This is a genomic window from Afipia sp. GW822-FHT04G07 (genome assembly GCF_058800765.1).
The window spans coordinates 475,990-497,793 of sequence record NZ_JBXAMP010000002.1 but is presented as its reverse complement, the minus strand read 5'-3'; the positions used below and the strand labels follow the sequence as shown (position 1 = coordinate 497,793).

19 protein-coding genes and 1 pseudogene are annotated in these 21,804 nt (G+C 61.1%); 16 read left to right on the top strand and 4 right to left on the bottom strand.

The window, feature by feature from the left end:
* The 9 genes and pseudogenes from AC1RKJ_RS21960 to AC1RKJ_RS21920 form a co-directional block, all read left to right on the top strand.
* Window positions 1–103, top strand: a pseudogene (locus AC1RKJ_RS21960) (protocatechuate 3,4-dioxygenase subunit alpha); the annotation flags it as partial.
* 292 nt (window positions 104–395) lie between these two features.
* Window positions 396–2,009, top strand: a complete 1,614-nt coding sequence (locus tag AC1RKJ_RS21955) for an ABC transporter substrate-binding protein (protein ID WP_492793239.1) — start codon at window positions 396–398, stop codon at window positions 2,007–2,009.
* A gap of 21 nt (window positions 2,010–2,030) precedes the next feature.
* Window positions 2,031–3,044, top strand: a complete 1,014-nt coding sequence (locus AC1RKJ_RS21950) for an ABC transporter permease (RefSeq protein ID WP_492793238.1) — start codon at window positions 2,031–2,033, stop codon at window positions 3,042–3,044.
* Complete coding sequence (locus tag AC1RKJ_RS21945; protein ID WP_492793237.1) at window positions 3,041–3,940, top strand: ABC transporter permease; 900 nt, start codon at window positions 3,041–3,043, stop codon at window positions 3,938–3,940. The genes AC1RKJ_RS21950 and AC1RKJ_RS21945 overlap by 4 nt, the downstream gene beginning before the upstream one ends.
* A gap of 2 nt (window positions 3,941–3,942) precedes the next feature.
* Complete coding sequence (locus tag AC1RKJ_RS21940; RefSeq protein ID WP_492793236.1) at window positions 3,943–5,655, top strand: dipeptide ABC transporter ATP-binding protein; 1,713 nt, start codon at window positions 3,943–3,945, stop codon at window positions 5,653–5,655.
* Window positions 5,656–5,691: 36 nt separating this feature from the next.
* Window positions 5,692–5,874: a DUF4089 domain-containing protein gene (locus tag AC1RKJ_RS21935; protein WP_492793235.1), complete on the top strand. Its 183-nt coding sequence runs from the start codon at window positions 5,692–5,694 to the stop codon at window positions 5,872–5,874.
* Window positions 5,864–7,279, top strand: coding sequence for an AtzE family amidohydrolase (locus AC1RKJ_RS21930; RefSeq protein ID WP_492793234.1), 1,416 nt, complete (start codon window positions 5,864–5,866; stop codon window positions 7,277–7,279). The genes AC1RKJ_RS21935 and AC1RKJ_RS21930 overlap by 11 nt, the downstream gene beginning before the upstream one ends.
* 2 nt (window positions 7,280–7,281) lie before the next feature.
* Window positions 7,282–7,686: an oxalurate catabolism protein HpxZ gene (gene hpxZ / locus AC1RKJ_RS21925; RefSeq protein WP_492793233.1), complete on the top strand. Its 405-nt coding sequence runs from the start codon at window positions 7,282–7,284 to the stop codon at window positions 7,684–7,686.
* Window positions 7,687–7,757: 71 nt separating this feature from the next.
* The gene (locus AC1RKJ_RS21920; RefSeq protein ID WP_492793261.1) at window positions 7,758–8,417 is read left to right on the top strand and encodes a GntR family transcriptional regulator; all 660 of its coding nucleotides are present in this window, start codon (window positions 7,758–7,760) and stop codon (window positions 8,415–8,417) included.
* A gap of 8 nt (window positions 8,418–8,425) precedes the next feature.
* On the opposite strand, the gene AC1RKJ_RS21915 is transcribed toward AC1RKJ_RS21920, so the two are convergent.
* Window positions 8,426–8,668 (bottom strand): DUF6489 family protein, encoded by a 243-nt coding sequence (locus AC1RKJ_RS21915; RefSeq protein ID WP_492793232.1) that lies wholly within the window; start codon window positions 8,666–8,668, stop codon window positions 8,426–8,428.
* A gap of 208 nt (window positions 8,669–8,876) precedes the next feature.
* Between AC1RKJ_RS21915 and AC1RKJ_RS21910 the strand changes: the two genes are divergently transcribed.
* Together AC1RKJ_RS21910 and AC1RKJ_RS21905 are read left to right on the top strand one after the other, a co-directional pair.
* The gene (locus tag AC1RKJ_RS21910) at window positions 8,877–9,497 is read left to right on the top strand and encodes a fused MFS/spermidine synthase (protein WP_492793231.1); all 621 of its coding nucleotides are present in this window, start codon (window positions 8,877–8,879) and stop codon (window positions 9,495–9,497) included.
* Window positions 9,494–11,053 (top strand): fused MFS/spermidine synthase, encoded by a 1,560-nt coding sequence (locus AC1RKJ_RS21905; protein WP_492793230.1) that lies wholly within the window; start codon window positions 9,494–9,496, stop codon window positions 11,051–11,053. The genes AC1RKJ_RS21910 and AC1RKJ_RS21905 overlap by 4 nt, the downstream gene beginning before the upstream one ends.
* A gap of 41 nt (window positions 11,054–11,094) precedes the next feature.
* Here AC1RKJ_RS21905 and pncB read toward each other — a convergent pair whose 3' ends face one another.
* The 3 genes from pncB to AC1RKJ_RS21890 all read right to left on the bottom strand — a co-directional run bounded on the left by pncB (window position 11,095) and on the right by AC1RKJ_RS21890 (window position 16,513).
* Window positions 11,095–12,399, bottom strand: a complete 1,305-nt coding sequence (pncB, locus tag AC1RKJ_RS21900) for a nicotinate phosphoribosyltransferase (protein WP_492793229.1) — start codon at window positions 12,397–12,399, stop codon at window positions 11,095–11,097.
* Between the two features lie 62 nt (window positions 12,400–12,461).
* Entirely contained in the window at window positions 12,462–16,010 is a 3,549-nt protein-coding gene (locus AC1RKJ_RS21895; RefSeq protein ID WP_492793228.1) for a molybdopterin cofactor-binding domain-containing protein, read from the bottom strand.
* 20 nt (window positions 16,011–16,030) lie between these two features.
* Window positions 16,031–16,513 (bottom strand): (2Fe-2S)-binding protein, encoded by a 483-nt coding sequence (locus AC1RKJ_RS21890; protein WP_492793227.1) that lies wholly within the window; start codon window positions 16,511–16,513, stop codon window positions 16,031–16,033.
* A gap of 366 nt (window positions 16,514–16,879) precedes the next feature.
* Here AC1RKJ_RS21890 and AC1RKJ_RS21885 point away from each other — a divergent pair, with 366 nt between their 5' ends.
* The 5 genes from AC1RKJ_RS21885 (at window position 16,880) to AC1RKJ_RS21865 (ending at window position 21,778) form a co-directional block, all read left to right on the top strand.
* Complete coding sequence (locus AC1RKJ_RS21885; RefSeq protein WP_492793226.1) at window positions 16,880–18,346, top strand: 6-hydroxynicotinate reductase; 1,467 nt, start codon at window positions 16,880–16,882, stop codon at window positions 18,344–18,346.
* Entirely contained in the window at window positions 18,343–19,263 is a 921-nt protein-coding gene (locus tag AC1RKJ_RS21880; RefSeq protein WP_492793225.1) for a UPF0280 family protein, read from the top strand. The genes AC1RKJ_RS21885 and AC1RKJ_RS21880 overlap by 4 nt, the downstream gene beginning before the upstream one ends.
* On the top strand, window positions 19,256–19,840 hold the full coding sequence (locus AC1RKJ_RS21875) for an amino acid synthesis family protein (RefSeq protein ID WP_492793224.1): 585 nt from the start codon (window positions 19,256–19,258) through the stop codon (window positions 19,838–19,840). The genes AC1RKJ_RS21880 and AC1RKJ_RS21875 overlap by 8 nt, the downstream gene beginning before the upstream one ends.
* Complete coding sequence (locus AC1RKJ_RS21870) at window positions 19,837–20,421, top strand: amino acid synthesis family protein (RefSeq protein WP_492793223.1); 585 nt, start codon at window positions 19,837–19,839, stop codon at window positions 20,419–20,421. The genes AC1RKJ_RS21875 and AC1RKJ_RS21870 overlap by 4 nt, the downstream gene beginning before the upstream one ends.
* A gap of 190 nt (window positions 20,422–20,611) precedes the next feature.
* On the top strand, window positions 20,612–21,778 hold the full coding sequence (locus AC1RKJ_RS21865; protein WP_492793260.1) for an ABC transporter substrate-binding protein: 1,167 nt from the start codon (window positions 20,612–20,614) through the stop codon (window positions 21,776–21,778).
* Window positions 21,779–21,804 lie beyond the last annotated feature (26 nt).

Here is a 21,804-nt window from a genome sequence, read left to right as displayed (position 1 = left end):
CCGCGCCACACTGGTTGCGACGCGCGAGCCGGGCGAGCCTGTGACTTACCGCTTCGACGTCCATCTCCAGGGCGACAGGGAAACGGTGTTCTTCGACCTGTGAGGTTTTCGCCCGATCTTCGGCGAAAGGTAACACGCCGCTTTCGCTGATCGCGTTTGTGCGCCGGCGACGTGTGGGTGAGATTTAAGCATCGAAAAATACAGCATAAAAATTATGCAAATGCCTGTCTTTGTATGCAATGGACGCGCGAGCCACGCATGTCGGCATGCGTCTGAAATGCATCGGAAAGGCTCGAGACTTCAGGTAGTTATTCATATTTTTAATGATCCCTTAGGGTTTGGCACGATGCTTGCGATGCCTTCTCCAACGAAGTCTGAACGCGTTGGAGAGCATCATGAAGCGTCGCGATTTTTTGAAAACTGTCACCGGGGCCGCGGCAGGTGCGGCGATACCGGGGCCGGCGATCTGGTCGGCCGCCAAGGCTGACGCCCGTTCCGAAACGCTGCTGATCGTTTCGGAAAGCGGTCCGAACAATCTCGACATTCATGGCGTCGGCACCAACGTCCCGGGCTACGAGGTGTCGTGGAATTGTTACGACCGTCTCATTACCCATGAGATGAAAACCGGCGCCAACGGCGTGCCGTATTACGACCGCGACAAATTCAAACCCGAACTCGCCGAAGACATGAGCGTCGGTGACATGTCGACGACATTCAAGCTGAAGAGGAAGGCGACTTTCCACGACGGTACGCCGGTGACGGCGAAGGACGTGAAATGGTCGCTGGATCGCGCCGTCAGTGTCGGCGGCTTTCCCACCTTCCAGATGGCCGCCGGCTCGCTGACCAAGCCGGAACAGTTCGTCGTGGTCGATGACCACACCGTGCGTGTGGATTTCGCCAAGAAGGATCGCCTGACGATACCCGATCTCGGGGTGATCGTACCCTGCGTCGTCAACTCCGAGCTGGTCAAGAAAAGTGCCACCGAAAAGGATCCGTGGGGTCTCGAATATACCAAGCAGAACACGGCGGGCTCTGGCGCCTATCAGGTCAAGAGCTGGACCGCTGGCACTGAAGTCGTGATGGAGCGCAACGACAATTGGGTCGGCGGCCCGATGCCGAAGATCAAGCGCGTGATCTGGCGCATGGTGCCGCAATCCGGCAATCGGCGCGCGCTGCTGGAGCGGGGCGACGCCGACATCTCCTATGATCTGCCGAACAAGGACTTCGTTGAACTGAAGGACTCCGGCAAGCTTAACATTGTTTCGACGCCTTACTCCAACGGAGTCCAGTACATCGGAATGAACGTCAAGAATCCGCCGTTCGACAACCCCAAGGTGCGTCAGGCAGTGGCTTACGCGCTGCCGTACCAGAAGATCATGGATGCGGTGCTGTTCGGCCTCGCCAAGCCGATGTTCGGCGGTAACGGCGCGACCGAAGTAGCATGGCCGCAGCCGCACAAGTTCAACACCGACATTGCGAAAGCCAAGGCGCTGCTCGCCGAGGCCGGTTATCCCAACGGGTTCGAGACGACGCTGTCGTTCGATCTCGGCTTCGCCGGCGTCAACGAGCCTCTTTGCATTCTTGTGCAGGAGAGCCTCGGACAGATCGGCATCAAGACAACCATCAATAAAATCCCCGGGGCCAACTGGCGCACCGAACTGAACAAAAAGGTTCTGCCGCTTTACACCAACGTGTTTTCGGGCTGGCTCGACTATCCCGAATATTTCTTCATCTGGTGTTACAGCGGAAAGAATTCCGTCTTCAACACGATGAGCTATCAGTCTGCGGAGATGGATGGCTTCATCGACGGGTCAGTGACTGCCGCTGCGATAGGCGACAAGCCGACCTACGACAAGGACGTGAAGGGCTTCGTCGATCTCGCCTACGCCGACATTCCGCGCATTCCGCTGTTCCAGCCTTACGTCAACGTCGCGATGCAGAAAAACGTCTCGGGCTATCAGTACTGGTTCCACCGCCGTCTCGACTATCGCGCGCTTGTGAAAGCGTAACGGCAGGGGCGGGAGCGTTTCATGCTCGGCATGATCGGCAAAAGACTGGCGTTCGCGATCCCGAGTTTGATCGGGGTCGTGATCGTTACGTTTCTTCTGACGCGCGCGCTGCCGGGCGATCCGGCTGCATATTTCGCCGGGCCTGCGGCGACCAAGGATGCCGTCGAGCAGATCCGCAAGAAGCTCGGGTTAGACAAGCCACTGATCGAGCAATTCGTGCGCTACACCGTGGATCTGTCGAAAGGCGACTTCGGCAATTCGCTCACCACCGGGCAGCCGGTGGCGACTGAAATCCGCAATCGTCTGCCCGCATCGGCGGAACTGACGCTGATCGGATTGCTGATCGCGGTGGCGATCGCGATACCGCTCGGCATCCTTGCCGCGACCCGGCCGGGCTCGTGGATCGATCATCTGTGTCGAGTGCTGACGACCGCCGGCGTCTCGCTGCCGGTGTTCTTTACCGGGCTGGTGCTCGTTTATGTGTTCTACTTCAAGCTCGGCTGGTCACCGGCCCCGCTCGGGCGGCTCGACGTGTTCGCCAGTGCGCCGCCGAGTGTCACGGGTTTCTATCTGATCGACAGCCTGATCGCGCGGAATTTTGAGACCTTCCGCTCGGCATTCAACCAGCTCATTCTGCCCGCACTGACGCTGGCGATCTTCTCGCTGGCGCCGATCGCGCGCATGACGCGAGCCTCGATGCTGGCGGTGCTGGCATCCGACTTCGTCCGCACCGCGCGCGCCAGTGGATTATCGCCGGGGAAGGTGATCGTCACCTATGCGTTCCGGAACGCAATGCTTCCCGTCATCACCACGCTCAGCATGGTATTCTCGTTCCTGCTCGGCGCGAACGTGCTGGTGGAAAAGGTATTCGCCTGGCCGGGCATCGGCTCCTACGCAGTCGAGGCGCTGATCTCTTCAGATTTCGCACCCGTGCAAGGCTTCGTGCTGACCATGGCGGTGATGTACGTACTGCTTAATCTGGTCATCGACATTCTTTATGGCGTTATCGACCCGCGCGTGAGGCTGGAAGGATGAGCACTATCGCACCTGTTGCCGAAGCTGTGCCGGTGCCTCAAGCCTCCGGATTTAAGGCGACGCTTCTGCATGCGCGCTACATTCTTGGCGAAAATCTCGTCACGGCGTTTGCATTTGGATTGCTGGTTCTCATCATTTTCCTGGCAATCTTTGGACCCTGGGTCGTTCCTTATGACCCGCTCGCCAGCAATACCGCGCAGGCGCTGAAGCCGCCGTCGGCGGCGCATTGGTTCGGCACGGACCAGCTCGGTCGCGATATTCTGAGTCGTGTCGTGGTCGCGACCCGGCTGGATTTCTTTATTGCCGCGGCGTCGGTGGTGCTGGTGTTCTTCATGGGCGGCATTGCCGGCATCGCGGCAGGTTATTTCGGCGGCTGGACCGACCGCATCGTCGGACGCATTGCCGACACCATCATGGCATTCCCGCTGTTCGTGCTGGCGATGGGCATCGTTGCGGCGCTCGGCAATACCGTGCAGAACATCATCATCGCCACAGCCATCGTGAATTTCCCGCTTTACGTGCGTGTCGCGCGCGCCGAGGCCAATGTCCGCCGCGATGCGGGCTTCGTGCAGGCCGCGCGCCTGTCCGGCAACGGGGAGTATCGCATTCTGCTCGGGCACATCCTGCCGAACATCATGCCGATCATGATCGTGCAGATGTCGCTGACCATGGGGTACGCCATCCTTAATGCCGCCGGACTGTCGTTCATCGGTCTCGGCGTGCGGCCGCCGACGGCAGAGTGGGGTATCATGGTCGCGGAAGGTGCGACCTTTATGGTGTCGGGTGAATGGTGGATCGCGTTCTTCCCGGGGCTGGCACTGATGATCGCGGTGTTTTGCTTTAATCTGCTCGGCGACGGTCTGCGCGACATTGTCGATCCGCAGCGGAGGACGTAACGATGACCGCAACTCCACTGCTGGACGTCAGAAATCTTACCGTAGAATTCGCCACCCGACGCGGCATCGTGCGCGCGATCCAGCATGTCAATGTCAGCGTGGCGAAAGGCGAAACGCTGGGTATCGTCGGCGAATCCGGTTCCGGGAAGTCCGTAACATCCTATGCGGTGATGCGGATTCTCGATCGCGCCGGCAAGATCGCCGACGGATCGATCATGTTCTCCGGTATCGATGTCCAAAACGCATCCGAGAACGCGATGCGCGACCTGCGAGGTCGTGAAATCTCGATGATCTTCCAGAATCCACGCGCCGCGCTCAACCCGATCCGTAAGGTTGGCGACCAGATCGAGGATGTGCTGCGCCAGCATGTACAATCGACATCGAACGACCGCGGCGAAAAGGCAATCGAGGCGCTGGAGCAGGTGAGGATCGCCCGCCCGCGTGAGCGCTATCATGCTTATCCTTTTGAGCTGTCCGGGGGCATGTGCCAGCGCGTCGTCATTGCGCTGGCGCTTGCGTGTAATCCGCAACTCTTGATTGCCGACGAGCCGACCACGGGTCTGGATGTCACCACGCAGAAGGCGGTGATGGACCTGATCGTGGAGCTGACCAAAAGCCGCGGCATGTCCACCATTCTCATCACCCACGATCTCGGCCTCGCGGCGGCTTATTGTGACCGCGTCGTGGTGATGGAGAAGGGAAATGTTGTCGAGACGGCGCTTTCAAAAGATATCTTCGCCAACCCCGAACATCCCTATACGCGTAAGCTGATGCGCGCGACGCCGAGACTCGGAGTCTCGTTGCGAGACCTGCTGTCGGACGAGGACAGGGCAGCTTTGCCTGCGTCCCTCTCCATCGCTCCGGCTGTACAGGCAGAGACGCCGCTTCTTGTCGTCGAAAAACTGATCAAGGAATATCCGCGCCAGGGTGCATCAAAAACGCTGGCGGCACTGTTCGGGCGCAAGCCTCCGGTGGAGCCTGAGCAGTTCCGCGCGGTCGATGGCATCAGCTTCTCGGTGGCGCGGGGGGAAAGTGTCGGGCTTGTCGGCGAGTCGGGGTGCGGGAAATCCACCACATCGATGATGGTGATGCGGTTGCTGGGGCAGACTTCGGGCCGCATCGTGTTCGACGGCGAGGACATTGGCGAGATCGCTCCGAACGCTTTCGCGCGGCTGCCGCTGCGCAAGCGAATCCAGATGGTGTTTCAGGACCCGACCGACAGCCTCAATCCCCGATTTACGGCAGCGCGCGCTATCGCCGATCCGATCATGCAGCTTGGCGATATCAAGGGAAGTGCTGCGTTGCGCGCGCGATGCGAAGAACTGGCGAAGCAGGTCGGCTTGCCGTTGTCGCTGTTGGATCGTTTCCCGCATCAGATGTCCGGCGGCCAGAAAGCACGTGTGGGCATTGCGCGGGCGATTGCGCTGAAACCCGACCTCATCATTCTCGACGAGCCGACTGCGGCGCTCGATGTCTCGGTGCAGGCGGTGGTGCTGAATTTGCTGCAGGATCTCAAGCAGTCGATGGGAATGAGCTATCTGTTTGTGTCACACGATTTGAATGTGGTGCGGCTTTTGTGCGATCGCGTCATTGTGATGCGAAGCGGACGAATCGTCGAACAGGGCGAAACGAAAAAGGTGCTGGATGCGCCGCAGGATGCCTACACCCGCGAATTGTTGTCGGCGATCCCGCATCCACCGCTTACCGCGCATTGAGACCGAGTTATCGCCGCTACGCACACAGAGACGCGCATGCCGAACGATCCGCTGGATATCTATATCGATACTGTTGCCGAGGTTCTTGCGTTATCCATCGAGGGGGAATGGAAACCCGCGGTGCGTGTCAATCTCGACACGACCCTGAAGATGGCGCGTCTGGTGCAGGAATTCCCGCTGCCCGACGAAATCGAACCAGCGAGCATCTATGAAGCCTGATAGCATCATATCGTCCGGTATGGATTGGTCCTCGGCGTCGGCGATTGCCGATGCGGTATCCGCGCGCAAGATATCGGCGCTCGATGTCACGAACGGCGCGCTTGTGCGCATTGCTGCAAACGACGGCAAGTTGAACGCTTTCACCGACGTGGTTGCGGATCGCGCGCGTGCGCGTGCCGCAAAAATCGATGCCGCGATTGCGGGTGGCGGCAAGGTGGGACCACTGGCCGGTGTGCCGTTCGCGGTTAAGAATCTTTTCGACGTTGCAGGCTTGCCGACCCGGGCGGGCTCGAAAATCAACCGTCAGCGCGTTCCCTCAGAGCGAGACGCGACGTTGATCGAGCGATTGGAAGCCGCGGGGGCGGTGCTGGTCGGCGCGCTCAATATGGGCGAATACGCCTATGATTTCACTGGCGAGAATATCCACGATGGTCCATCGCGCAATCCACACGATTTGACGCGCATAACCGGCGGCTCGTCCGGAGGTTCGGGTGCCGCGGTCGGCGGCGGTCTCGTGCCGTTGACGCTGGGGTCAGACACCAACGGTTCGATTCGCGTGCCGTCGTCGTTCTGCGGCATTTTCGGGCTGAAGCCCACTTATGGCAGGCTGTCGCGAGCACGATCGTTTCCGTTCGTCACGAGCTTCGATCATGTTGGCCCTTTCGCACGAACGACGCGCGATCTCGCACTGGCTTACGACGTGATGCAGGGACCGGATGCGGACGATGCCGCATGTACCAATCGCCCCATCGAGCCGGCCACCTCGTCGCTTGAGCTTGGGATTGGTAATCTGCGCATCGGCGTCGCGGGCGGATACTTCAGGGAGAATGTCCTTCCCGAAGCCCAGGAGGCAATGGCGCGCGTCGCCGAGGCGCTGTCCGTAACGCGCGAGGTCGAAATTCCGGAAGCGGTGAGGGCGCGGGCGGCAGCCTATGTCATTTCGACCTGCGAAGGGGCTTCGCTGCATCTCGACCGGCTGCGCACGCGGCCGAACGATTTCGACCCGGCGGTGCGCGACAGGCTTTTGGCGGGAGCGATGATCCCGGCGCCGTTCGTGGATCGCGCGCAGAAGTTCCGCCGCTGGTATCGCGCGCAGGTGCTGGAGCTTTTCAAAACCGTCGATGTCGTTCTGGCACCCGCCACGCCATGTGTTGCGCCGAAACTCGGCCAGGCGACGTTCGTGCTGGGCGGCGTCGAACTGCCGGTTCGGGCGAACATTGGAATACACACCCAGCCGATTTCCTTCATCGGGCTTCCGGTGGTTGCCGTGCCGGTTCCGCTGAACTCGATGCCGATTGGTGTGCAGGTGATTGCAGCGCCGTGGCGTGAGGATATAGCCTTGCGTGTCGCTTATACGCTTGAACAGGCCGGCGTGGTTTACGCGCCGCGGCCAAAAGGATTTTGAAGATGCCGACCGAAATCGATCTGCCGGATGTCGTTGCCGAAGTCAGAACAGCCTTCGCGGCTTACGAAAAAGCGCTGACGTCAAATGATGTCGCAGCGCTCGATGCGCTGTTTCACAAGGATGCCAGAACGATCCGCTATGGTATCGGCGAAAATCTTTACGGTTACGATGCCATCGCGGCGTTTCGCGCCGCGCGCAGCCCTGCAGGATTGATGCGCGAATTGACGAAGACCGTCATCACGGCGTATGGCCGCGATACCGCTGTTGCCTCGACGTTGTTTCATCGGACATTATCGCCCGGCAGGGTCGGACGGCAGATGCAGATGTGGATTCGCGTGGCAGAGGGTTGGCGGATCGTCGCCGCCCATGTCAGCCTCATCGACGCGCCTGCGAACGAAAAGCCATGATCTTTGAGCCCGGATCATCGCGCGGATTGGCTGAGAATCCGGGCACAAATGAATCAGGCGCGACGTCAACGCTGGGGAGGGGCGTAGCTGGAAGGCGCACGCTTGCCGAGGAGTTGCGATTGCAGCTTGCCGACGACATCGTGCGTGGCGCGCTTGAGCCAGGCTCTTCGCTTGACGAATCCGACATCGCGCGGCGCTTCAATGTATCGCGCACGCCAGTGCGTGAGGCGCTCCGGCAACTTGTCGCCAGCGGCCTTGTCGATTCCCGCCCACATCGGGGCGCGGTTGTTGCGCGCCCAACCATCGAACAGCTTAATGCCATGTTCGAAGCCATGGCCGAACTTGAGGCTCTGTGTGCCGGGCTTGCCGCGGAACGCATGCCCGTCGGCCAGCGACACGAGCTTGAAGGTTTGCACGAGCGGCTGCGGCTGCTGAGTTATGAAGGCAATCCGCAGCTCTTTCACGAGGCGAATGAAGCTTTTCACAACGCGATATATGCCGGATCGCAAAACGGCTATGTCGCCGACATGACCCTGGCGACGCGGGTGCGCGTGCAGCCGTTCCGGCGCGCGCAATTCCGGAATCTCGGCCGTCTTGCGAAATCCTACGTGGAGCACGACAGGGTTGTGATCGCCATCATGCGCGGAGACAAGATGGGCGCTGCAAGCGCGATGCGGGATCACATTGAAACAGTTCGTGAGGAATACGAAGTCTACGCGGTGTCGTTGTAGATTTCGTCTTATTTCTTGGAAGTGTCGCTTCCGCCGGGCATTCCGAACATTTTGAACATATCAGCGAATTTTTCGGGATTGAACGACATCCAGTTCCGCAGGATCGCGTCGGGCGCCATGCCGGACACGGCGGAAAGCAGTGTGTCCTCCATCTGCTTCATGGCGCGCTCCTGCATCGGCTGAATGTTCGGAAGTCCGAGAAATTCGCGTGCCTCAAGCGGCGTGCAGTCGATATTGACAGTGATCTTCACGGTTTGTCCCCCTGGTGGCACGGCGTGTTGCCTCGTTGCGGCGTTGAACCAATCTACATGCGACGCTCTCAAAATGGAAATCGCCCGGCGCGACTATAGCGCTGGGTGCGACCGGTCATCGCATGAACCGCCGTATTCTCCGGAAAGGGTTATAATCGGGCTCAACCCTCTTTAATGTCGATCTCCATCGAGGTCCTAACCGCATTTCATGATGATCGTGCTGTTTCTCGCGGAAAGCCTGACTGCCTTCTGCGCGCTGGCGTTTGAGGTCGCGGTGACGCGGCTGGTCGCGCCGTATGCTGGAATGTCGATCGACACATGGACCGCCATTATTTCAGCCTTTCTGCTCGCCTTGGCGCTCGGCCACCAGATCGGCGGTTGGACCGCGACCGGTGCATCGCTGTCGCGCATGTTTGGACTGGCGTCGTCAGCCGCGATCGGCGCCGGCGTCTATGTGGCGTTTGCGCCGATGATTATCGCGTACTTCAACGGGGTCGTGTTGGCCCCTGCGCCCACCGCGTTATGGCGGATCGTGCTGTTAGCGGGACTGCCCTGTATTCCTGCCGGTCTGCTGTACGGAATCGTGACGCCGCTGCTGATGACGGGTGCCATTGCCATTGCGAGCAGGCGCGGTCTGGTTGTCGGATTGATCTATGCTGCGGGCGCGGCAGGAAGCGTGCTGGGCGTTCTTACAGTGTTGTGGCTGCTGCTCGACACGTTCGGCGTGCGCGGCACGATGTTGGCCGTTGGTGTTCTCTCGGTCGCGACCGGCGTGCTTCTCGCTATTCTGAGCGTGGTCATGCGCAAGCGTGAGGCGACAGTTCGATGAAGTATGCCTTGCCGGTCGGCGTTCTGTTGTCGGCTGCCGCGGCGCTCGCCGTCGAGATTATCATTGTCAGGATCGGCGCGCCTTATGTCGGGCAATCGTTGCTGCCGTGGTCGGCGGCGATTGCAAGCGTGTTGCTCGGAATGACGGCAGGACATTTTTGTGGCGGCCTGGTCGGGGGTGCTGCGGCCAGTATGCACCGCCTGCGTATCATGCTTGCCGTCGCGTGGCTGGCGGCTGGCCTTTGCGCACTGATTGCGCCGGCGTTCGCCGGCCCGATCGCATCGGCGCTTTTCAAGGACGGCGGATCGGACACCATGACCGTTCTGGCGATTTCCGCGCTGGTCTTGCCGGCGAGCTTCGCTGCGGGGTTCTGCGCACCGCTTGCGGTGCGCATTGCGCTTGTCATGCCCGATATTATCGTTCCGCGGATGGTCGGTGCGATTTACGCCGCTTCGGCGATCGGCAGCGTCGTTGGCAGCGCGGCCGCAGGTTTCTTTCTTCTGGAGACGGTGGGTGGGGTCGGGGGCATGAGGCTGGTCGGCTGTCTCTGGCTGCTGATTGCGCTGATGGTGATGCCGTCGTGCGGCCTGACCGTAACCCACCGAAGACTTGCGGCTGTTGCAGTGGTCGCAGCGATCGCCGCGCTGGCCGCCGTGCGTCCCTACAGTCCATGTCTCGTGGAGTCGCGGTACACCTGCATCCAGCTGATCGACAAGGCACTTCCCGACGGCGGATTGGTGCGACTGATGGAATTGGACGAGGGCATTCACAGCGCATCGGACCGGGACAATCCCGCCCGGCTGCACTTCGGTTATGCCGCGCTTTCGGATCGCCTTGCCAGGGCAGCTTTCGCAGCATCTGGCCAACCGCGCGCGTTGGTGATCGGCGGAGGCGGGGCGACCTTGCCCCGTGCGTGGGCGGCGGCGTCGCCGGCATCGCAGGTCACCGTCGCCGAACTCGATGCGACAGTCGCCGCCCTGGCCGTCGATGCGATGTGGGCTGGCGGTCTGCCAAACCTGCAAACCGTTCTCGGCGACGGCCGAGCGATTCTGCGAAGCTTGCCGCAGGCGGATTTTTACGACGTGATTCTGATGGATGCCTACCGGACCAAAAGCGTGCCGCCGCATCTCGTGACTGCCGAATTCAATGCGGAGGTTGCAGGCCGGCTGACGGCGCAAGGCGTATTCTTGTCGAACATCATCGACCGGACAGCGACGCCTCTGCTCGCGCTTAGCGTAGCAAGGACGTTGGCGCAGAGCTTTCCGGCGGTGGACATCTGGACTATGGTCGATGATCGCGAGGAGACGACCAACGTTGTGGTCGCGGCGTGGAAGAATCCGGCTCTCGCATTCCGTCCCGACGAGCTTTCCGTTGCCGCAACGGCATTGGGAGCAAACCAGCCGCCGGTTTCGCGCCAGATGGTCTGGCGACGCACCGACGTCCGGAATTATCGCGAAAGCTGGCCGCTGGCCTGTGCGGCGTTGCTGACAGACGACTGGACGCCGGTCGACCGGCTGCTTGCAGGCAGGCCGGTCTGCTCGGTTTCTTCGCGATAGCTCCAGCGAAACGTTCGCCGTCGTTCATGCCTTCGGCTGCGTCAGACATGAACCGCCGCGCGCACACGGCCTGCGTTTCCGAAGACGCGCAGATAACGCGCAATCTCGTCGGGCTGGCCCGTCGCCTTCTCGGGATTATCTGAAAGCTTCACGGCGGGCCGCCCGTTGACCGCCGTCACCTTGCAGACCAGCGAGATCGGATCGAGGTCGGCGGTGCCGTCCGGCGCGCATCCCACAAAGTCGTTCGTGAGATTCGTTCCCCAGCCGAAACTAGTCCTCACGCGCCCGGAAAAATGCCGATGTGCTTCCTCGATCGATCCCACGTCCATGCCGTCCGAGAAAACCAGAAGTTTTTCTTTTGGGTCGCGCCCCTTTTCCTTCCACCACTTGATAATTTCCTCGCCGGCGGCGATAGGCGGCGCGCTGTCGGGACGAAAACCGGTCCAGTCGGCGACCCATTCGGGTGCATCGCGCAGAAATGCCTTGGTGCCGAATGCGTCGGGCAGCGCAATCAAAAGATTTCCGTCGTAGGTGTGACGCCACTGATCGAGGATCAGGTAGGGCGCGCGCTGCAATTCCTGATCGCTGTTCGCCAGCGCGGCCGCCACCATCGGCAACTCGTGCGCGTTGGTGCCGATAGCTTCCAGGTCGTTGTCCATCGCCAGCAGAACGTTGGACGTTCCAGTGAACGCCGGGCCCAATCCTTCCTTGACGGCTTCGACGCACCAGCGCTGCCAGAGGAAGCCGTGCCGGCGCCGCGTCCCGAAATCCGACAGCCGCAGACCATCGAGTTTGCGCAGACGCTCGACCTTGGTCCACAGCTTCGCCTTGGCGCGGGCATAGAGAACGTCGAGCACGAATCGCCCCTGTCCCTTCATGGCTTGCCGCGAGCGCAATTCGTTGATGATGGCGAGCGCCGGGATTTCCCACATGGTGGTGTGCGTCCAGGGCCCGTGGAAATGCAACTCGTACTGGCCGTCGACCGTACGCAACTCATATTCCGGAAGCTGGAATGTCGCGAGCCAGCTGATGAAGTCCGGCGAAAACATCTGGGTCTTGCCGTAGAACGTGTTACCCGCAAGCCAGATCAGTTCCTTCTTTGAAAAGCGAACCGTGCGGGCGTGGTCGAGCTGGGCACGAAGCTCTGCCTCATCGATCACTTCGCCGAGGCGGACATGATGCGTCCGGTTGATCACCGAAAACGTCACATGCTCGTCCGGATAAAACTCCCGGATCATCTGAAGCATCAGTAGCTTGTAAAAATCGGTGTCGAGCAGGCTGCGCACGATCGGGTCGAGCCGCCAGCCGTGGTTGTATGTTCGCGAAGCGATGTCTGTAATGGCCATGGTGGGAGCATATCCGGCTCCTTCGCGGGCAACCAGTCACCATGCGCGATTTTGTTCGCCGCTCATGGCCGGCCTGCGCGGCGAATCCGGCCGATCGCGCTGGCCACATCGGTCCAAGGGGCCTTATCCGGTGCAAATTGTTGCCTGAGATATGACACCAATTCCGCGATCTGCCCATCGTTCAAGCTGTGCCTGAAGGCAGGCATGTAGCCGAGATCGCTCGAGACCGGAGCCTCGATGCCGTGCAGGATGACCTGAATGAGGTTGTCTGGCATGGCGCTGTGGAGGTTGCTGTTGAGGGCCAGCGACGGTCTGCTGCCGAATAGCACCGGGCCACCAACCTGGTGGCACACGGCGCAGGCGCCATCGTAGATTCGCGCGCCGATGGATGAGGCCGAAACCGCTTTGATGCTTGTTAACGTTTCGAGCTTTGCCGCCATGGCTTCCTGGGCTGCCGGGTCGATGGTCGTGTCGTTGAATGACGCGAGATAGACTGCCATGGCGCGGATGTCATTGTCGGGAACGGCCGCGAGGTTCTTGACGATCGGAGCCATCGGCCCGGCGGCGACGCCGTGGAAGCGCGAGATGCCGGTCCGCAGATAAGTGAACAATTCATCCTCACTCCAGGGGATCGGTGCATGTGACAACGAGCTGAGCGGCGGGGCTTCCCAGCCGTCCGCCGTTCCCCCCGCCAGATAGGCCTTGGCTTTCTCGGCGCCCAACGCATTGCGCGGCGTATGACACGCGCCGCAATGGCCGAGGCTTTCAACCAGATATGCACCGCGATTCCAGATCTCTGACTGCGCCGGATCGGCCTCGAAAACCGCGGGCTTGTGAAACAGCGCGTTCCAGCCGGCCATCAATGGGCGGAGGTTGAAGGGGAATGCGAGCGCGGTTTCGCGGTTGACGGCTTTCACCGCCGTCTGCGCCATCAGATAGGCGTAGAGCGCCTGCAAGTCCGCATCGGTTGTCTTGGCGAAATGATTGTACGGGAACGCCGGATAGAGTTGTCGCCCATCGCGGTGAATGCCTTCACGCATCGATCGCTCGAACGCGGGATACGACCACGCGCCGATTCCGGTTTCCAGGTCTGGCGTGATGTTGGTGCTATAGACAACGCCGAACGGTGTTTCGAGCGCGCGGCCACCGGCATTGACGATCCCGTTGATCTCGGTGTGGCATTCGGCGCAGTTGCCGAGGGCTGCGAGTTGCTGGCCGCGGGCAATGGTCGCGGCGGAATAAGCCGATGCATCGGGGCGTGCGATGGGTGCGATGGACCGCCATGGCAGCACTGCCGCGGCGATACCGACGGCTGCGGTGCACACCGCGGCAATACTTGCAAACGTGCTGCGGCGCTTGAAGAAAGGACTTCTTGTTTCCGGGAGCCGTTCCAATGGCTTGAATGTTTTTTCTGGCGGCGCCAACGGTGGCGCGGACTCACCGCCGCGCAATCCCGCAAGGATGCGCTCAGGCGTGAAGGGCAACTCCCGAAAACGCACGCCGGTCGCGTCGAAAATCGCGTTGGCAATGGCGGCGGCGCTCGGGACGGACGCGGATTCGCCCGCGCCGCGCGGTTCCTCGTTCTGGCGCGGCAGCAGCAGTACGTCGATCTTCGGCAGATCGGGAAACTTGATGATGGGGTAGGACCCCCATTCGCGATTGGTCACGCCCGTGCGATCGAACGTCACTTCCTCCATCAGCGCGCGGCTGGTGGATTGGATGACGTTGCCTGTCAATTGATGCCTTACGCCATCCGGATTGATCATCATGCCGGAATCCTGTCCGGCGACCACCCGCGTGACACTGACATCGCCGGTGGCCTTGTTGACCGCGACATCCGCGATCCAGGCTGACCATGCCGCCGGCTTGCCTGGAAACGGGCCGTGCACATACAGAGCGTAAGCGAAGCCGCGTCCGCGAACGACGTCTCCCTCAGCCTCCGGTTCTTTCCAGTTCGCGCGTGGTGTCCAGTCGGCGCGCCGGGCCACAGCTTTGACCAGATCGACCGCACGAGGGTCTTTCAGATAGCGCAGGCGATATTCGATCGGATCGACGCCGGCTTCGGTTGCGAGTTCGTCGATGTAGGATTCGTGCGCGAAGGTATTCGGCAATGCCGATACGCCGCGAAGCCATGACGCCCGCACGATCGGCGGCATGTCATGCGCGACGACGCGCATCGCGTCGTAGTCGTAGGGCGGAATCGCGGTGCGGTCGCCCATCTCAAAAATCGATGGTACCGGAGGAATGGTGCCGGTAAGCAGCAACGCCAGCGTCGGCGCGCCGTTCGATGGATAACGCGTCGCGAAGTCGTAACCTGCGACGCTGCCGTCGGCACGCAGGCCGCCGTTCACGTCCATCAATTGCGCGGTGCCCTTGGGCTCCCATGCATGTTCCTGTTCCCGCGTCAGTTGCACGCGCACGGGCCGGCCAACGGCACGCGACAACAGCACGGCGTCGGCGGACACGTCATCGGCGCAGTTGCGGCCATAACAGCCTGCGGCTTCCATCCGGACCACGTCGATCTGCGATTCCGGCAGGGCGAGAAGAAGTGCGAGGTCCGTGCGCAGGACGTGAGGGTTTTGCGTGCCGGACCACACCCGCGCGAAACCCTCCTGAACATCTGCAACCGAGCAGGACGGTCCGATCGATCCATGCATCTGATAGGGCCAGATGTAGGTTCGCTTCAGTTGCTTGTCGGCATTCGCAATAGCGCTATCCACCCCGCCCTTGTCGATCAGGGTGCGGGGCGTGCCGGGATTGGCGCGCAATGCGGTTTCGATGTCTTTCAGATCCGGCAGCGTTGGTGTCGGCTTCCATGTCACCTTGAGCTGCACCGCCGCCTTGACGGCATTTTCCTCGCGCTCGGCGACGACGCCGACGAAATCGCCGATCTGAACGACGGATACCAGGCCGGGAATGTCGCGGACCGACGATTCATCGACCGAGATCAGGCTGGTGCCGACGAAACTTCCGGCATCGACGCCTGCATAGGGCGGGCGAACCACGCGGCCATGCAACATGCCGGGTACACGCACGTCATGCACATAGACGAGCTCGCCGGTCGCCTTGGCCGGCAGGTCGATGCGCGGAACCGACTGTCCAACGATCTTGTAACTTTCCACCGCCTTGACCGCGACATCGTCGGCGAGGTCGAGCCGGATGCTGTCGCCTGCGATCAGCTCGCCGTAACTGACGCTGCGATTGTCATGCCCCCGGATCAAACCGTCTTCCACCGACAGTTCGCTGACCGGAAGTTCGAGTCTCTGCGAAGCGCGCGCCATCAGAAAGTGACGTGCCTGGGCGGCGGCCTTGCGAAGCGGCACGGCGGTAATCTGGATCGTCTCGCTGGCGATGGTTGCGCCCTGGTTGGGTACGCGGGAGGTGTCGCCCAACACCACGACCACGCGTGCAAACGAGACGTCGAGTTCTTCCGCGACGATTTGTCCGAGAGCAGTGCGGATGCCCGTTCCGAGATCGACGTGGCCGTTGAACGCCGTGACTGTGCCGTTCGCGGTGATCTTGATGAAGGTTTCAAAAACCCCTCTGCCTGCGTCGGAGGCAGCCGGGCGGACGACGGACAGCGATCCTGCTGCCGTTGCGTCATCGTCCATCGGGGAGTCCGGCGTCGTCATCAACCTCTGGCCTCAAGAGGATGACCGGCGGCCCGCATTACCGCGCGCAGGATTTCGATATGGGCACCGCACCGGCACAGATTGTAGCGCAACTCTTCCAGTACTTCGGCCTCGGACGGCTGTGGGTTGCGCATGAGCAGGGCTTTGGCCGTCATGATCATGCCGTTGAGGCAATAACCGCATTGCGCTCCCTGTTCCTCGATGAAGGCGGCCTGCACGGGATCGGTGTGGTCGCGTGAGCCGAGACCTTCGAGCGTGAGGATGTTTCGCTCCACGCAACCGCTGATGGGGATGACGCATGAGCGCGCCGCCACGCCGTCGATGATTACGGTACACGCGCCGCATTCGCCGAGACCGCAGCCGAATTTTGGACCGTTCAATTCAAGATCGTTGCGCAGCACATACAGTAACGCGGTTTCGGGAGCCGCGTCGACATCATGAACCCTGCCGTTGACGGTCAGGCGGATTGTCGTCTGCGTCATGCTCATCGTCACAGTCCGATCTGCTGCGCTGCAAAACACCTGCGACGCCAGACCTCAACGATACCGTTTGTATACAAACGTGCAAGCGCATGATGGTGCGGTGGCGTCGCATGTTCACACGGGATGATGCATTGCAAGATTTGTGAACACGTAAGGTAGGCAATTGAGTTTTTATTCGGCAGCGTCGGATTTCGCGCGCGTCGGCGCTTGACAGCTTTCCGGTCTGCGCGCAACATCGTTCGTATACGAACAAAATGCCGGTTGCGGGACAGACCGAACCTTACCCTCGCAGCCCAACTTGCGCATCGTGCGCCGCCGTCCATTACCCTTTCGACAGTTCGCGTTGGCTCGCAGGTGAGTTCGTCTATGTCGACTGAAACCACATCCATTGCCGCTGCGGGCAACGCAGACAAGATCCGCTGCGATGCGTGTCCGGTGATGTGCTATATCAAGCCGGGCACGGCGGGCGCGTGCGACCGTTATGCGAATAACAATGGCGAACTGGTGCGGGTCGACCCGCACGTCGTACTGGAACGCACCGTATCCCACGGCGGCCGGCTGGTGCCGTTCCAGGCAGGAGGCGAGTGGGACGGCAAAATCGTTCACGAGCCGGGCGTTTTCGTTACGGCCATCGGCGCCGGCACCACCTATCCCGACTACAAGCCTGCGCCGTTCATCGTTTCCTCGGAAGTCGATGGCGTCGATATGGTCACAGTGGTGACCGAAGGTATTTTCAGTTACTGCGGCGTCAAGGTGAAGATCGATACCGATCGCTATCTCGGCCCTGAAACCGCAACCGTGCGCGTACAAGGCGAGGCGGTGGGTCATGTCACCACCGGCGAGTATGGCTCGCAGATGCTATCACTTGGCGGCGTCCATCATTTGACCGGCGGCTCGAAAAAGGAGGGCCGGATCACCTGCGATGCGTTGATGGATTTGTCCAACGGCAAGCCCGTCGAGATGACAATCGATGGCGGTGCGACTGTTGTGGTGCAGGCCGGACATCCGCCGGTCGTCAACGGCGTGCTCGAGGAGAGGATGCGGGTCGGTTGCGGCTCGGCGACCATCGGCATGTTCGCCAAGCAATGGCACGGCAAGGTCGATGAGGTCGTCGTCGTGGACGATCACATTACCGGTGTGCTGTCCGAACATCAGGCAGGAAAATTGCTCGATATTCCCGACACCGGCATCAAGATGAAGGGGCGCCGCTCGACGCCCGGGCGCTATTTTCAGGTAGCCGAGCCCGGCACCGGATGGGGCGGCACCAACATCTCGGATCCGTTGTCGGTGCTGGGACCGTTCGATCCCAAGACCGCGAAGCCCGGTACGCGGATGATGATGGTCAGCACGACCGGCGAGCACGCGGCCTATTTCGAACTGGATGAGGCGTTGAAGCCGGTCGAAAAGGACATGCCCCTCGATCTCAAGCTGTCAGTTGAGCGCATTCAGGAAAATTGCGAGCCGGCCTTGTGCACCGTGCTGTTCATGGGTGGGGCAGGCGGCTCGCTCCGTTCGGGCGTCACCGAGAACCCGGTGCGGCTGACGCGCTCGGTCAAGGATGCGCTGACGTCTGTGACCTGCGGCGGCGCGCCGGTCTATGTATGGCCGGGCGGCGGCATTACCTTCATGGTCGATGTGACGCGTGTTCCGGAAGGCGCGTTCGGTTATGTACCGACGCCTGCGCTGGTCGCGCCGATTGAGTTCACGCTGAGGCTGTCGGATTACGCAGCGCTTGGCGGTCATATGGACCATGTGCGGCCGCTATCGTCGCTCAAGGACAATACCGAAGTTCGTCAATTGCCGCAGCAGGCCACCGATTCGAGGCGCGCATGACGCGCCTTCCGCAGACGAGATGGCTCGCGGACGGAAAGCGGCTGCATTTGCAGGACGGTCCGATCGATCTGATCGTCGAAGCAAGTGGAACCAACGCCAATGTCCACACCGCCTACGAGGCTGCTGTGCGGCGGTTTACAGGCCTGCTCGACACGCTGTGCGACGAGCTTCCGGAACTCCGCCGCGCCGCGCTTCCCCACACGTCTGTGCTGCAAGGCCGTGTTGCGCGCCGGATGCACGCGGCGGTCGCGCCGTTTGCAGCTGAGCATTTTATTACGCCGATGGCCGCCGTAGCAGGGGCTGTCGCAGAAGAAGTTCTTGGCGTGATGACCTCATCGGCGGACCTGTCCCGCGCCTACGTCAATAACGGCGGTGACATCGCGCTGCATCTGGCAGGCCATGAACGTTTTGCGGTCGGTCTGGTCGGTCATCCCGATATGCCGAACCTGATCGGAAAGACGGCGATCGCGGCAAGCGATCCGACGCGCGGTATCGCGACCAGCGGATGGCGCGGCCGCAGCTTCTCGTTGGGAATTGCCGATGCCGTGACCGTTCTGGCGCGGACTGCCGCACAGGCGGACGCGGCTGCCACCATCATTGCAAATGCGGTCGATCTGCCGGGACATCCCTTGATTATACGCAGTCCTGCGAACGACAGTCATCCTGATAGTGATCTTGGCGCGCGCGAAGTTACGCGCGACGTTGGGCGGCTTTTGCCTTATGAGATTGCGGCTGCTCTCGAATCCGGCGCGCATCGGGCGCGCGAACTTCTCACCGCCGGCTTGATCGATGGTGCGGTCCTTCATTTGCAGGGTGAAACCATTGTCGTGGCGCTGAATGCTGTCGACGATGGTGCGCCGCAGATGTTGCCGCGCGGAGCGTTTCGAGCCGGAATTGAAAGCTTGATGCATGCCTGAGATTGTGATCCGCAAACGCCACACGCTGATCGAGGAAATTTTCCACGAAGGCGGGAAACCCGTGGCGCTGCCGCTGCGCCGGGGTGCGGTGCTTTGTGTCATTCGCAATCCCTTCGCCGGGCGTTATGTGGAAGATATTGCAGGATTCATGGACGATCTGACGCCGTTGGGAGTTGCGATGGCCGGGTCTCTCCTGAAGGCGCTCGGCGGCGATGCGAAAGCGATCCAAGGTTATGGCAAAGGCGCGATCATCGGTTCCGCGGGCGAATTGGAACACGGCGCGTTGTGGCATGTGCCGGGTGGTTACGCGATGCGTGAAATTCTCGGAGAAGCCAAAGCGATCGTGCCGTCGGCCAAGAAAGTCGGAGGACCGGGTACGCGGCTCGATGTCCCGATCACCCATATCAATGCGTCTTATGTCCGTTCACACTTCGACGCGATGGAAGTCGGGATTACCGACGCGCCGCGCGCCGACGAATTGCTGCTCGCGCTGGTCATGACAACCGGCTCGCGCATTCACGCGCGCGTCGGTGGCCTGAAAGCGAGCGAGATCAAGGGAGAGGATGGATTGCGATGAGTGCAGTTATTCGCAAGATCGTCACCGTCGTCGAAGAAACGCTGATGGAGGCTGGACGTGACGTGACGCCGCCAACCCGCCGCGCGGCGGCGATCGCAGTGATCGAAAATCCGTTCGCCGGAAAATACGTCGATGATCTTGCCCCGCTGATAGCCATTGGCGAGGAACTGGGCGAACTGCTCGCCACGAAAGCGGTCGCTGCGCTCGGCATCGAAGGCGCCAGCGCGCAAAGCTACGGCAAGGCAGCCGCCGTGGGTGAAAATGGCGAGCTCGAGCACGCGGCAGCGATCTTGCATCCAAAAATGGGAGCGCCGGTACGTAAGGTGCTTGGCAAGGGTGCGGCGCTGATCCCGTCGTCCAAGAAGCGCGGCGGGCTAGGCGCAGTGCTCGATATTCCGCTCGGTCACAAGGATGCGGCGTTCGTGCGAAGTCATTTCGACGGAATGGAAGTGCAGATCAACGATGCGCCGCGTGCAAACGAAATTATGGTCGCTGTCGCGGTGACCGACAGCGGGCGGCCGCTGCCTCGGGTCGGCGGGCTGACGATTGGAGAGATCAAGGGTGAGGACGGCCTCCGGTAACGGGCAGTTCCACGAACGGGGCAAGGATGCGTGAGGAATAACCGGACTGTCCCCCAATGAGGGAAGGGATGGACGGACGTCACGGCGGAGCAGGCGCTCTCGCCAACATTGGAGGTCTGGGATGCAACGAAGCAAACGTCTCTTGAACGGTCTTTTGCGCGCGGGTCTTGTGAGCGCAAGTCTTGGTGTGATGTTCGGCAGCATGGCGACGCCCGCCCTGGCGCAGAGCGGCGAGATCAAGATCGGTGAAATCAACAGCTATTCGTTATTGCCCGCGTTTACCGAGCCGTATCGCAAGGGCTGGCAACTCGCAGTCGAGGAAGTTAATGCCGCGGGTGGAGTCAACGGCAAAAAGCTGGTTGTCATTTCCAAGGATGACAGCGGCAAACCTGCCGACGCGCAGACGGCGGCCAACGAACTGATCTCGAAAGAGGGCGTGGTGATGCTGACAGGCACGTTCCTGTCCAACATCGGCCTCGCGGTCAGCGATTTCGCCAAGCAGAAGAAAGTATTCTTCCTGGCGGCAGAGCCTTTGACTGACGCGATCACCTGGACGAGCGGAAACCGCTACACGTTCCGTCTGCGGCCTTCCAACTACATGCAAGCGGCGATGCTGGTGGAAGAAGCGGCCAAACTGCCCGCCAAGCGCTGGGCGACCATCGCGCCGAACTATGAGTACGGCCAGTCTGCGGTTGCCGTCTTCAAGAAACTTCTGTCTGCGAAGCGGCCGGACATCCAGTGGGTCGATGAACAGTGGCCACCACAGGGCAAGATCGATGCAGGTCCGGTGGTACAGGCCGTCGCGGCCGCCAATCCTGAAGCCATTCTCAATGTGACCTTCGGCGCCGACCTGGTGAAACTCGTTCGTGAAGGCAACACGCGCGGTCTGTTCAAGGGACGCTCGGTGGTGTCATTTCTCACCGGAGAGCCGGAATATCTCGATCCGCTGAAGGAAGAGACACCCGAAGGCTGGATCGTCACCGGTTATCCCTGGTACAGCATCAAGACGCCGGAGCATGACGCTTTCCTGAAGGCCTATCAGGGTAAGTACAACGACTATCCGCGGCTGGGCTCGATTGTCGGCTATCAGACGATCAAGGCAGCGGCTGCGATCCTCAACAAGGCGAAGTCTGACGATCCGGAAAAAATGATCGCGGCGGCGGAAGGTCTCTCGATGCCATCGCCGTTCGGTCAGATCACGTTCCGCAAGATCGATCATCAGTCGACGCTTGGGGCCTATGTGGGCAAGACGGCGCTTAAGGACGGCAAGGGTGTGATGGTCGACTCCGTTTATCGCAAGGGGGAGGATTTCTTGCCGAGCGACGCGGAAGTCGAGAAGCTGCGCGCCAAGGATTGAGACGAACGACCGCGGGCGCGCGATGC